Genomic DNA, 11,783 nt, shown 5'->3' on the forward strand with positions numbered 1-11,783 from the left:
CTGAAGCGCGCCGCACATGCGACGGCGCCGCGGCGAGCATCGCGCATCACACCTCCGTCTCAAATGACATAGAACCCTCTATTTCAGACATACGCCTGATCGAGGGCTTCGCGGCGGTGATCACGCCCCAACGCGGCGATTGAACAGCAAGAACCAGAGTGCCCGTCGAAGCGGCGCCGGGTCTAACGGTCCAGCGGCAGCCGATGCCGGCTCCGCAGAACAGCGCAGGACATCAGACATGACCCAGCTTCACGGCAAGACCGCCATCATCACCGGCGCCAGCTCCGGCATCGGCCACGCCACCGCCAGGCTGTTCGCCCGCGAAGGCTGTCGCCTGGTCGTCGCGGCCCGGCGAAAACCTGAACTCGACGCGCTGGTCGGCGAGATCCGGGAAGCCGGCGGCGAGGCGGTGGCGCTCGCCGGCGACGTCAAGGACGAGGCCTTCGCCAAGGCGCTGGTCGACGAAGCCGTCGGCCGCTTCGGCGGACTCGACATTGCCTTCAACAATGCCGGCATCCTCGGCCAGATGGGACCGGTACCCGAGATGGCGCGGACGAGCTGGGCAGAGGTGATCGAGACCAACCTGACCAGCGCCTTTCTCGGCGCCAAATATCAGATCCCGGCGATGATTCGGCGCGGCGCCGGCTCGGTGATCTTCACCTCGACTTTTGTCGGCCACACCGCCGGCATGCCGGGCATGGCCGCCTATGCGGCGAGCAAGGCGGGGCTCATCGGCCTGATGCGGGTGCTGGCGGTCGAGTTCGGACCGCAGGGCATTCGCGTCAACGCCCTGGTGCCCGGCGGCACCGACACGCCGGCGGCAACCGAGTTCGCCACCAGCGAGGAGACCAAGGCTTTCGTGCGCGGGCTGCACGCGCTGAAGCGGATCGCGACGCCGGAGGAACAGGCCCGCTCGGCACTCTATCTCGCCTCCGACGCCTCGTCATTTACCACCGGCTCGACCTTGATGGTGGATGGCGGCGTGTCGATCAACCGGACCTGAGGAGAGAGACGCGTGGCATCAACCCTGCCTGATGCAGACAGGATTGATTCAGGCGATGCATCTGCAATCCGTGCTGGATGACGAGCTCCCTCCGGCGCTTCGCAAGGCGCCTGCGCCATGATGCTACCAAGCCGGAGGATCAGCTCTGGGAACTGCTGCGCGACCGGCGGCTCGGCGGTTACAAGTTCCGGCGGCAGGTGCCGGTGGATCGTTACGTGGTCGACTTCGTGTGCACAGAGGCGCGTATCGTGGTGGAGATCGACGGGCGGCAGCACGGGCCGCTCGCCGACTATGACGCACAGCGATCGGAGGTCATCCGCAGCTATGGCTTCGAAGTCGTGCGCTTCACCAATGACGATGTCATGAAGCGCCCTGGGCCGAGTTTGGCGCGGTTGAAGGCGATAATGGATATGCGCGTGGTGGGGTGAGCGGTGCCCCCGGCACCGAAAAAGCGCAGATAAATCAACCCTCTCCCAAAGGGAGAGGGTGGCAGCGTCAGCTGCCGGGTGAGGGGTCGTCCATCTCTGGATGAGGCGGCATGCTCGACGAGCATCGGCCCAGGTCTCGAAGCTCACGTCCCTCACCCGCCGGCTACGCCGGCACCCTCTCCCTACGGGAGAGGGTTGATTTCGTTGCGCTTTATCTCATCGAATAGTGAAGCGGCGCTCGTCCGAATTCCCCCTACAACGCCACGTCCCGGTTGACGTTCTTGTACAGGAGATATTCCACGTCGCCGAAGCCGGTCGGGTAGAATTGCTGCGGGCAGAAGCCGCCCATCCAGATGAAGTCGTCGACCCAGGTCTCGTGCCATTCGTCGCCGAGGAAATAGAGCCCCTGCCCTTCCAGCATGTAGAGCCCGTGCTCCATGATATGGGTCTCGACATCGGGAAACGACGCGCCGGTCTGGAACCACATCAGGTTCATCTCGAAATCGAAGCGCATGTCGCCGAATGGCAGCAGATACTGGAAGCCGCGGCCTTCGAGGCCGGTCGGGTTTTCGCGCGGCACGCGGTCGCGATGCGAGACGATCGGCTCCGGCGCCGGCAGCTCGATCGCCTCGAAACGCTTGCGCAGGCCGAGCACGCGTGTGTCCGCGCCGCTGTCGTTCTTCAACGTGAAGGGCACGCCGGGCGGGACATAGGCAAAGCCGCCTTTGGTGAGCTCGGCGGGCTGTTCGGTGCCGACGCGAATGACCGCGCTCCCTGAGAGCACATAAAAGAAATGCTGGATGCCGGCTTCGACGATCGTCCGATTGCCGCCGCCGCCGGGCGCGATCTCCAGGACGAACTGGGCGAACTGCGCCCCCAGCACGGGCGCCGCCAGGAAGCGCACCACGGTCTGGTCATAGGCCGGCAGCCGGCTCTTCAGCACGCCTTCCGGCGGCATGAAGGCATAGTTCGGCCGGACCACGCCGCGGTTATGCCCGATGGCGCCGGGCGGCAGGCGGCCGGGGGAGAGTTTCAACGAGCTCGGATGCATGGGGCAACGATCCTGAAATGGCGCGACGGCGGCGCGGAAACGCCATCGGCCATCAGACTCGAAAAGCCATCGGCGAAGCAACCCTCGCGGACGGAAGGCGGATCACCGCGTGGCCGCGCTCAGCATGCCAAGCCGCTCACAACGAGCGGGAAATCAGCAGCTTCATGATCTCGTTGGTGCCGCCATAGATCTTCTGGATACGCGCATCGACGAACATCCGGCCGATCGGGAATTCCTGCATATAGCCATAGCCGCCATGCAGTTGCAGGCATTCGTCGACGGTCTCGTTCTGCTTCTGCGAGCACCACCACTTGGCCATCGAGGCGGTCACGGTGTCGAGTTCGCCGGCGATCAGCTGCATCACGCACCAGTCGACGAAGACACGCGCGATCATCGCCTCGGTCTTGCGCTCGGCGAGCTTGAAGGCCGAGTTCTGGAACTCGATGACCGGCTTGCCGAAAGCCTTGCGCTCGCGGGTATAGTCGACGGTCAGCCGGATCGCTTTTTCCATGGCCGCGACCGCGCCGACCGCGAGCGACAGCCGCTCGCGCGGCAATTGCTGCATCAGTTGCGCGAAACCCTGGCCCTCGACCTCGCCCAGCAGGTTTTCCGGCGGCACCACGGCATCGTCGAAGAACAGTTCCGAGGTGTCGGAGGCGTTCATGCCGATCTTGTCGAGGTTGCGGCCGCGGCGGAAGCCGTCATTGCCCTCGGCCTCCAGCACCATGAGCGACACGCCCTTGGAGCCCGGCTCGTCGCTGGTGCGGGCCACCACCACGATGAGGTCGGCGAGCTGGCCGTTGGTGATGAAGGTCTTGGAGCCGTTCAGCACATAGGAATTGCCACGCTTGCGCGCGGTGGTGCGCACCGCCTGCAGGTCCGAACCGGTGCCCGGCTCGGTCATGGCGACGGCGCCGATGAATTCGCCCTTGGCCATTTTCGGCAGCCAGCGCTGCTTCTGCGCCTCGGTGCCGTAGCTGAGAATGTAATGGGCGACGATCGTGCTGTGGACGCCGACCGGGCCGGCGATTTCGGGGACGATGGTCTCCAGATCCTCGGTCACCGCGGCATCATAGGCAAAGCTCGCGCCGAGGCCGCCATAGGCTTCCGGCACGCTTGCCAGCAGCGCGCCCATGTCGCCGAGCGCGCGCCAGGCCGAGCGGTCGGTGATCTTGTCGCGCCGCCAGCGTTCGGCATGAGGCGCGAGATCCTTGGTCAGGAAACGCCGGAACGGATCGCGGAACGTGTCGAGCTCCTCGGTCATCCAGGGCGAGCGATAGGTCATGCCGATGCTCCGGGTTTGGCGGCGCGGCTTTTGGCGATGAAGCGGTGCACGGCGTCGCGGAACGGCGCGGTCTTCATGCAGCCGATCAGCTCGGTCATTTCGGCGTCGAGCTGGTCGGCCATCGCGCGGCCGGGCGCATCATGCACGAGCCGCTTGGTGGCGGCGACCGCCGCCGGATTGAAGCCCGCCAGCCGTTCGGCCAGCGCCTTGGTCGCGGCTTCCAACTCGCTGGCCGGCACCACCTTGTTGACCAGGCCCCAGGCCGCGGCCTGGGACGCGTCGAAGCCGTCCTCCATCAGGTAGATCTGCAGGGCCCGCCTCGGGCCGACCGCGCGCACCAGGCCGACCGTGCCGCCGCCGTCGGGCGAGACGCCGAGCCGGGCATAGGCCGGGGTAAAGCGCGCCGTGTCGGCGGCGATGCAGAGATCGCCCATGAAGGCGAGCGACAGGCCGGCGCCGGCGGCGGCCCCATGCACGCTGGTGACGACGATCGCCGGCAGCGCTTGCAGGCGCTGGAGGAAATCATGGTGGCTGTCGAGAATGCCCCGGACCATTGGCGCGGGATCGTCGAGATGGGCGGCGAACAGGCCGATATCGCCGCCGGCGCAAAAGGCCGGCCCCGCCCCCTTGATGACGACCACGCGCAGATCCGCGCGGGCCTCGAGCTCGCCGACGAGGCGCGTCAGCACCTGCGCGGCATCGGCATCGACCGCGTTGAAGCGCTCGGGACGGTTCAGCGTCAGCGTCGCGACGGGACCGTCATGACTGAGAAAGGCGGCTTCGGTCATGGCCTGGTCCTCACATCAATATGCCGCCGCCGCAGACGACGACCTGGCCGCTGATGTAATTCGATTCAGGGCTGCAGAAGAGATAGACCGCATCGGCGGCCTCTTCCGGTGTGCCGGCGCGGCCGAGCGGGATCATCCGGTCCATGGTGGCCAGCAGCTGCGGCTGGACACCGACCTTGATCTCGCGGCCGGCGACATCGATCGTCTTCTGCTCGGCCTCGATCGCCTGGGTCAGCCGGGTCTGGATCAGGCCGAAGGCGACCGCGTTCACATTGACCTTGTAGCGGCCCCATTCCTTGCACAGCGTGCGGGTGAGGCCGATCAGCGACGCCTTGGCGGAGGAATAGCTGGCCTGGCCGGCATTGCCGTAAAGGCCGGCGATGGAGGAGATGTTGACGACCTTGCGGAACACCTCCCGGCCGGCCTCGGCATCGCGCTTGGACAGCACGCGGATCGGTTCGGCAGCCGCGCGCAGGATGCGGAACGGCGCGACCAGATGGACGTCGAGCATGGCCTGGAACTGCTCGTCGGTCATCTTCTGGATGGTCGCGTCCCAGGTATAGCCGGCATTGTTGACGATGATGTCGAGGCCGCCGAAGGTCTCCATCGCGGCGCCGACGAAGCGGTCCGGGAAGCCCGTGTCGGTGACGCTGCCATTGACCGTGATCGCCTGGCCGCCGGCCGCCCGGATCTCGGCGACAACCGCATCGCCCGGCTCGGCGTCGAGATCGTTGACCACCACCTTCGCGCCCTCGGAGGCGAGCTTCAGCGCGATCGACCGGCCGATGCCGCGGCCTGAGCCGGAGACGAGCGCGACCTTTCCAGCAAGCTTGGTCATATCAGGTATCCCTTTGAAAACAGATGATGATTGGCGCGTCAGAGCGCGATGACGGCTTCGCCGGCGAGCTTGGTCTCGCCATGTTCGTCTTTCGCTGAAAGCGCGAGCCTGGCGCGCTTTTCGCCACCCGCCTCGAAGATCTCGGTGACCGCCCCCTCACAGGTGAGCCGGTTGCCGAGCTGGGTGATCGCGGCGAACCGGGTCGAGAAGGAGCGAATTGCGGTGGGGCTCACCGCATCGGTCAGCGCCTGGCCGAGATAGGCCATGACCAGCATGCCGTGGGAAAACACGTCGGGGAAACCGGCCTTCTTGGCGAAGTCGCTATCGACATGCATCGGATTGTGGTCGCCCGAGGCGCCACAATAGAGCGCCAGGGTGTGGCGGCTGATCGGCGGAAAGGACTTGTGGACGAGACGCTCGCCGATGGCGGGGGACTGGCTGGTCATGGACGCCTCCTCGGGCGGGATTGTTGGTGGTGGGGCGATCATTGCTAAGCGCCCGATATTTCTCGTTAATTCGGGACGACGGCGGAAGCTGCATCCGCCAACTCTCTCCCAGAGGGAGAGGGTGGCAGCGTCAGCTGCCGGGTGAGGGGCGTGAGCTCCTCGAACTGCCGCTGACGCTCGCGCCGGACGCCGCCCTATCCGGAAATGGACGACCCCTCACCCGCCCGCTGACGCTGCCACCCTCCCCCTCTGGGAGAGGGTTGGTCGCCGCGGGCGCGGAGCCTTCACGGCCTAGTTCCTGACCACGATTGTGCGCGTGGTATCGGCGACATGCCGGCCGGCCTGGTTGGTCACCTTGGTCCTGACCCCGACGAAGGTCAGTGCGCCGCCCTTCTTGTCGGTGACGTCGGTCACTTCCGACTGGAAAGTCAGGGTGTCGCCGACCACGACGGGGGCGTGATAGCTGAAGCTCTGCTCGCCATGCAGCACCCGGGAGAGATCGATGTTCAGCGCCTCGAGAAATTCGAAGGGCTTGTCGTTGTCCATCATCTCCAGGCAGAACAGATAGGTCGGCGGGATCGGCACGCCGGCATAGCCGGCGGCTTCCGCCGCCTTGGCGTCGCGATAGATCGGGTTGCGCTCGCCGATCGTGTTGAAGAAATAACGCAGGCGCCCCGGCTCGACCCGGGCGGTAACCGGCGTGAAGCTGCGTCCGACGGCGGATTGATCGACCATGACGGACCTCACACGCGCTCGTAGAGAGTGACGACGCATGCGCCGCCGAGACCGAGATTGTGCTGCAGGGCATGCCTTGCGCCCTCGACCTGGGTCGCCTCGGCCGAACCGCGCAGCTGGCGGGTCAGCTCGTAGCATTGGGCAAGCCCCGTGGCGCCGAGCGGATGGCCCTTGGACAAGAGGCCGCCCGAGGGATTGGTCACCACCTTGCCGCCATAGCTGTTGTCGCCGGCCTCGATGAACCGCTCCGCACCGCCTTCCGGACAGAGGCCGAGCGCCTCATAGGTGATCAGCTCGTTCTGGGCGAAGCAGTCGTGCAACTCGACCACGTCGAGATCGTCGGGACCGATGCCGGCCTGCTCATAGACCTTGGCTGCGGCCGCCTTCGACATGTCGAAGCCGACCACCCGCATCATGTCCGAGGTGTCGAATGTCGACGATGTGTCGGTCGTCATCGCCTGGGCGGCGATCACCACGTCGGTCCGGATCCCGTGGCGCCGGGCGAAGGCCTCGGACACCAGCACGGCCGCGGCCGCCCCGCAGGTCGGCGGGCAGGCCATCAGCCGGGTCATCACGCCCGGCCAGATCACCTGGTCGTTCATCACGTCCTCGGCGGAAACCTCCTTGCGGAAGATCGCCAGCGGATTGTTCCTGGCGTGGCGGCTCGCCTTGGCGCGCACCTTGGCGAAGCTCTCCAGCTTGGTGCCGTATTTCTTCATGTGGCTGATGCCGGCGCCACCGAAATAGCGCAGCGCCATCGGGATCTCCGGTGCGCCGACCAGCGTGTCGGTCACCTTGTCGAAGGCCTCGAAGGCGCTCGGCCGGTCGGTGAAGACGGCGCCCAGCGCGCCGGGCTTCATCTGCTCGAAACCAAGCGCCAGCACGCAATCGGCCGCACCTGAGGCGATCGCCTGGCGCGCCAGGAACAGCGCGGTCGAGCCGGTGGAGCAGTTGTTGTTGACGTTGATGACCGGGATGCCGGTCATGCCGAGCGGGTAGATCGCCTTCTGGCCGGCGGTCGAGTCGCCATAGACGTAGCCGGCATAAGCCTGCTCGATCGCCTCATAGCCGAGGCCGGCATCGGCCAGCGCCAGGCGGCCGGCCGCCGTGCCCATCTCGTCATAGGGCGCGCTCGCCCCGGGTTTTGCGAAGGGGATCATGCCGACGCCTGCGACCACGACCCGGGAGCTCGAATTCGCCATGACGGCTTTCCTCCATAAGTTACCGACTGGACATCTTATGACCGATGGGTAATATATGACCCTGACATCTCGGTCAATCCGAGCCGAACGGATGATGGACAGGAGCGACATGCGCGGACGACCGAAAGCGGCCGAAGTTCCCCCCTGGGTGCCGTTCGAGGATCGCCGCCGGGCGCGCGACGAGAAGCGCGACGCGGTGCTGCGCATGGCGGTGAAGATGTTCCTGACCGAGGGCTATCACCGCACCACGCTGAACGAGGTGGCGGCGCGGCTGAACATCACCAAGCCGGCGCTCTACAACTACTTCCGCTCGAAGGACGAGATCCTGGTGGAATGCTACCGGATCGGCCAGGAGACCTACGAGGCCAATATCGAGGCCATCGAGCGGCAGGGCGGCAGCGGCCTCGACAAAGTGCGGGCGCTGATCCGTGCCTATGTCCGGGCGATCACCACCGATTTCGGCATGTGCGTGACCCGCCTCGACGACCGCGAACTGTCGACGGAGGCGCGCGCCTCAGTGCGCCGCGCCAAGCGCAGCTACGACACGGCCTTCCGCACCCGGATCGAAGCCGGCATGGCGGACGGCTCGATCATGCCCTGCGATTCCAAGCTCGCCGCCTTCGCGATCGCCGGATCGCTGAACTGGATCGGCCATTGGTACGAGCCGGGCGGCGAACTCTCGGCCGAGACGATCGGCGAGGAATTCGCCATCCGGCTGACTGGGGGCCTGGCCGCCAGATAACCCATCCCAACCCGGTATCGAAGGCCCGACAGAGGCCGGCCGACAGCATCGTCCAGGGAGGACAACCATGAACATCACGCACGGTTTCAAGCGCGCCCTGCAGATCAATGCCGGCGGGATCGCCACCGTTTACGGCGACCGCCGCCGGACCTGGGGCGAACTCGGCGAACGGGTGCCGCGGCTCGCCGGCGGCCTTGCCGCGCTGGGCATCGCGCCGGGCGAGCGGCTCGCCGTGCTCTCGTTGAATTCCGACCGCTATCTGGAAACCTATCTCGCCGCCGCCTGGGCCGGCGCGGTCATCGTGCCGCTCAACATTCGCTGGTCGCCCCTGGAAAACGAGGACGCGCTGAAGGATTGCCGTGCCAAGGTGCTGGTCGTCGACAAGATGTTCGCGAGCGTCGGCGAGGCCCTGGCAAAGACCATCCCCGGCCTCCGCCTGGTCTATGCCGACGACGATGACGCCCCCGCCGGCACCATCCATTACGAAGCGCTGATCGCGCAGAGCGCGCCGATCGCCGACGCCATGGCCCGGCGCGAAGACCTCGCCGGCATCTTTTATACCGGCGGCACCACCGGCCGCTCCAAGGGCGTGATGCTCAGCCACGATAACCTCATGGCCAATGCGCTGAATGCGCTCGCCGAAGGGCTGTTTCCCTCGACGGCGATCTATCTGCACGCAGCCCCGATGTTCCACCTCGCCAATGGCGCGGCAATGTACGCGCTGCTGCTCAGCGGCGGCTCCAACGTGATGATCAAGGCCTTCAGCCCCGAAGCCGTCATGGCCGCCGTCGCACGCGACAAGGTGACCGAGGTGCTGCTGGTGCCGACCATGATCCAGATGCTGGTCGACCATCCCGCCCTCAAGACCCACGACATGTCGTCGCTGAGCCGCGTCGTCTACGGCGCCTCGCCGATCAGCGAGGCGGTGCTCGACCGCGCCATCGCGGCTTTGCCCAACACTCGCTTCGCCCAAGCCTATGGCATGACCGAGCTGTCGCCGATCGCCACGATCCTGCATTGGAACGAGCATATCGGCGAGGCCCGCGCCAAGGGCCGGCACCGTTCCGGCGGCCGCGCCACGCTCGGCTGCGAAGTGCGCATCGTCGACGGCAACGACCAGCCGGTGCCGCTTGGCACGGTCGGCGAGATCGTCGCGCGCGGCGACAATGTGATGATGGGCTATTGGGAGCGCCGGGAGGAAACCGAGCGGGCGCTGATCGACGGCTGGATGCATACCGGCGACGGCGGCTACATGGATGCCGACGGCTTCGTCTATGTCGTCGACCGGGTCAAGGACATGATCATCTCGGGTGGCGAGAACGTCTATTCGACCGAGGTCGAGAATGCCGTGGCCCAGCATCCGGCCGTCGCCCAATGCGCCGTGGTGGGCATTCCCAGTGAAGAATGGGGAGAGCAGGTCCATGCCGTGGTGGTGCGTAAGCCCGGCGCCGAGGTGAGCGCCGCCGATATCATCGCTTTCTGCAAGACCCGTATCGCCGGCTATAAATGCCCGCGCTCGGTCGACATCAGCGATACGCCGCTGCCGATGTCGGGGGCCGGCAAGATCCTCAAGCGCGAGCTGCGCAAGCCGTTCTGGGAGGCCAAGGAAAGACGGGTCAACTGAGCCGCCGGTGCTGCCTCGACGCGGCCCGGAACACGCCAAACGCCCAGCATCAGACCCAGCATGGAATGGAACACCGTGATGACCCGCTCTCTCGGCAAGATGGTTGTCGGCAATATCCTGGCCACCGCGGCGATACGCTTTCCCGACGATCCGGCGCTCTATTGCGCCGGCACCGACCGGCGCTTCACTTTTCGCGAGATCGACCAGCGCACCAATCGCCTCGCCCAGGGGCTTTTGGGGCTCGGCTACGCCAAGGGCGACGTCGTCGCCTTCCTCTGCTCCAACCGCGCCGAAATGGTCGAGATCTATTTCGCGCTCGCCCGCACCGGCATTGTCGGCCTGCCGCTGAACTACCGGCTGGCCGAACGGGAAATGGTCGAGCTGATCCGCGCCATGGGTGCCACCGGGCTGATCCATGAGGCGAAGTTCGGCGGTATCGCCGATGCTGCCCGGCCCCTGGTCAGGCACGTGATCACGATCGGCGGGGAAGACCCGCCGGCCGCATCGGGTTACGAGGCGCTGCTGGCCGGCGCCTCGGCCGAAGCGCCCGACATCGAGATCGACGAGGCCGATCCGTTCTATTTCAACCTGACCTCGGGCACCACGGGCCTGCCGAAGTCCTATGTGCTGACCCAGTACAACAACAGCACGCTCGGCCCGATGTTCCAGGCCTTCGACATGACCCGGGCCGACGTGGCGATGACCGTCTTCCCCGCCTTCGGGCGGGTCGGCTTCGCCTGGATCGCCGGCGCCATACTTTATGGCGTGCCCCACGTGCTGGCCAATTTCGAGCCGAACGAAATGTTGCGGCTGATCGAGGCCGAGCGCGTAACCATCGTCAACCTGGTGCCGACCATGGCGGCGATGCTGCTGCCGGCCCAGGCCGCGGCACCGCGTGATCTGGCTTCGCTGCGCGCCATCGTCTTCGCCGGATCGAGCCTGCCGGCCAGCATTCGCGAGGCGACCACGGCGAAGCTCTGCCCGCGCCTCTACGAATATTACGGCATGCAGGAGACCGGCGCGCTGGTGGTCAGCACGCCGGCCGACCGGGCGCGGCGTCCCGACTCGGTCGGCCGGGCGATCGCCTTCAGCGAGGTGAAGATCGCCGGCGACGACGGCCGGGCTCTTCCCGCCGACCAGCTCGGCGAGATCCTCGGCCGCTCGCCCAATGCGGTGAGCGCCTATTTCGACAATCCCGAGCAGTCGACCCGCACCTTCCGCGATGGCTGGATCCATACCGGCGACCTCGGCAGCATCGACGACGAGGGCTACCTGTTCATCCGCGGACGCAAGAAGGACATGATCGTCACCGGTGGGCAGAACGTCCACGCCGCCGAGGTCGAGGAGATCATCCTCGGCTGTCCCGGCGTCGCCGACTGTGCCGTGTTCGGCCTGCCCGACGACATGTGGGGCGAGCGCGTGGTGAGCCTGGTGGTGCCGCAGGACGGGGCTCATTTGACCGCGACGGCGCTGGAGGCCCATTGCCGCAGCCAGCTCGCCGGTTTCAAGACGCCGAAACAGTTCATCATCGAAGCGACGGCCCTGCCCCGCACGCCCACCGGCAAGGTGCAGAAATTCCTGCTGGTCGAACGGTTCGGCAAGGGTGGCGGCTGAATGGGGCGAAGGGGCTTGGCGAGCGGC

The 11,783-nt window shown here is 66.4% G+C and carries 12 protein-coding genes; 5 read left to right on the top strand and 7 right to left on the bottom strand.

Annotated elements, in window-relative coordinates; translation table 11 throughout:
* The first annotated feature begins 238 nt into the window (after window positions 1-238).
* Window positions 239-1,003, top strand: coding sequence for an SDR family oxidoreductase (locus tag AC07WJ_RS20965; protein WP_494936579.1), 765 nt, complete (start codon window positions 239-241; stop codon window positions 1,001-1,003).
* Between the two features lie 77 nt (window positions 1,004-1,080).
* On the top strand, window positions 1,081-1,431 hold the full coding sequence (locus AC07WJ_RS20970; protein ID WP_494936580.1) for an endonuclease domain-containing protein: 351 nt from the start codon (window positions 1,081-1,083) through the stop codon (window positions 1,429-1,431).
* A gap of 253 nt (window positions 1,432-1,684) precedes the next feature.
* On the opposite strand, the gene allE is transcribed toward AC07WJ_RS20970, so the two are convergent.
* From allE to AC07WJ_RS21005, 7 genes are all read right to left on the bottom strand, one after another.
* Window positions 1,685-2,482 carry a (S)-ureidoglycine aminohydrolase gene (gene allE, locus AC07WJ_RS20975; RefSeq protein WP_494936581.1) on the bottom strand — a complete coding sequence of 266 codons (798 nt, stop codon included), beginning with the start codon at window positions 2,480-2,482 and terminating at the stop codon, window positions 1,685-1,687.
* 136 nt (window positions 2,483-2,618) lie between these two features.
* A complete protein-coding gene (locus tag AC07WJ_RS20980) occupies window positions 2,619-3,767 on the bottom strand; it encodes an acyl-CoA dehydrogenase family protein (RefSeq protein WP_494936582.1) in 1,149 nt (382 codons plus the stop codon).
* Entirely contained in the window at window positions 3,764-4,555 is a 792-nt protein-coding gene (locus AC07WJ_RS20985) for an enoyl-CoA hydratase/isomerase family protein (protein WP_494936583.1), read from the bottom strand. Before AC07WJ_RS20985 ends, AC07WJ_RS20980 begins: the two co-directional genes overlap by 4 nt.
* Window positions 4,556-4,565: 10 nt before the next feature.
* Complete coding sequence (locus tag AC07WJ_RS20990) at window positions 4,566-5,393, bottom strand: SDR family NAD(P)-dependent oxidoreductase (protein ID WP_494936584.1); 828 nt, start codon at window positions 5,391-5,393, stop codon at window positions 4,566-4,568.
* Between the two features lie 38 nt (window positions 5,394-5,431).
* Window positions 5,432-5,839, bottom strand: a complete 408-nt coding sequence (locus AC07WJ_RS20995; RefSeq protein WP_494936585.1) for a MaoC family dehydratase — start codon at window positions 5,837-5,839, stop codon at window positions 5,432-5,434.
* 291 nt (window positions 5,840-6,130) lie between these two features.
* Complete coding sequence (locus AC07WJ_RS21000) at window positions 6,131-6,574, bottom strand: MaoC family dehydratase N-terminal domain-containing protein (RefSeq protein ID WP_494936586.1); 444 nt, start codon at window positions 6,572-6,574, stop codon at window positions 6,131-6,133.
* 8 nt (window positions 6,575-6,582) lie between these two features.
* On the bottom strand, window positions 6,583-7,776 hold the full coding sequence (locus AC07WJ_RS21005) for a lipid-transfer protein (RefSeq protein WP_494936587.1): 1,194 nt from the start codon (window positions 7,774-7,776) through the stop codon (window positions 6,583-6,585).
* A gap of 109 nt (window positions 7,777-7,885) precedes the next feature.
* On the opposite strand from AC07WJ_RS21005, the gene AC07WJ_RS21010 reads away from it, so the two are divergent.
* The 3 genes from AC07WJ_RS21010 to AC07WJ_RS21020 all read left to right on the top strand — a co-directional run bounded on the left by AC07WJ_RS21010 (window position 7,886) and on the right by AC07WJ_RS21020 (window position 11,756).
* A complete protein-coding gene (locus AC07WJ_RS21010) occupies window positions 7,886-8,518 on the top strand; it encodes a TetR/AcrR family transcriptional regulator (RefSeq protein WP_494936588.1) in 633 nt (210 codons plus the stop codon).
* Between the two features lie 67 nt (window positions 8,519-8,585).
* Window positions 8,586-10,142, top strand: coding sequence for an acyl-CoA synthetase (locus tag AC07WJ_RS21015; protein WP_494936589.1), 1,557 nt, complete (start codon window positions 8,586-8,588; stop codon window positions 10,140-10,142).
* A gap of 78 nt (window positions 10,143-10,220) precedes the next feature.
* On the top strand, window positions 10,221-11,756 hold the full coding sequence (locus tag AC07WJ_RS21020; RefSeq protein ID WP_494936590.1) for an AMP-binding protein: 1,536 nt from the start codon (window positions 10,221-10,223) through the stop codon (window positions 11,754-11,756).
* Window positions 11,757-11,783 lie beyond the last annotated feature (27 nt).

This window comes from Phreatobacter sp. GW821-FHT04C01, assembly GCF_059420385.1.

Coding starts and splice junctions, on each gene's coding strand:
- AC07WJ_RS21000 (WP_494936586.1), bottom strand. CDS start 6,574: ATGGTCGATCAATCCGCCGTCGGACGCAGCTTCACGCCGGTTACCGCC.
- AC07WJ_RS20985 (WP_494936583.1), bottom strand. CDS start 4,555: ATGACCGAAGCCGCCTTTCTCAGTCATGACGGTCCCGTCGCGACGCTG.
- AC07WJ_RS21005 (WP_494936587.1), bottom strand. CDS start 7,776: ATGGCGAATTCGAGCTCCCGGGTCGTGGTCGCAGGCGTCGGCATGATC.
- AC07WJ_RS21010 (WP_494936588.1), top strand. CDS start 7,886: ATGCGCGGACGACCGAAAGCGGCCGAAGTTCCCCCCTGGGTGCCGTTC.
- AC07WJ_RS20965 (WP_494936579.1), top strand. CDS start 239: ATGACCCAGCTTCACGGCAAGACCGCCATCATCACCGGCGCCAGCTCC.
- AC07WJ_RS21015 (WP_494936589.1), top strand. CDS start 8,586: ATGAACATCACGCACGGTTTCAAGCGCGCCCTGCAGATCAATGCCGGC.
- allE (WP_494936581.1), bottom strand. CDS start 2,482: ATGCATCCGAGCTCGTTGAAACTCTCCCCCGGCCGCCTGCCGCCCGGC.
- AC07WJ_RS20980 (WP_494936582.1), bottom strand. CDS start 3,767: ATGACCTATCGCTCGCCCTGGATGACCGAGGAGCTCGACACGTTCCGC.
- AC07WJ_RS20970 (WP_494936580.1), top strand. CDS start 1,081: ATGACGAGCTCCCTCCGGCGCTTCGCAAGGCGCCTGCGCCATGATGCT.
- AC07WJ_RS21020 (WP_494936590.1), top strand. CDS start 10,221: ATGACCCGCTCTCTCGGCAAGATGGTTGTCGGCAATATCCTGGCCACC.
- AC07WJ_RS20990 (WP_494936584.1), bottom strand. CDS start 5,393: ATGACCAAGCTTGCTGGAAAGGTCGCGCTCGTCTCCGGCTCAGGCCGC.
- AC07WJ_RS20995 (WP_494936585.1), bottom strand. CDS start 5,839: ATGACCAGCCAGTCCCCCGCCATCGGCGAGCGTCTCGTCCACAAGTCC.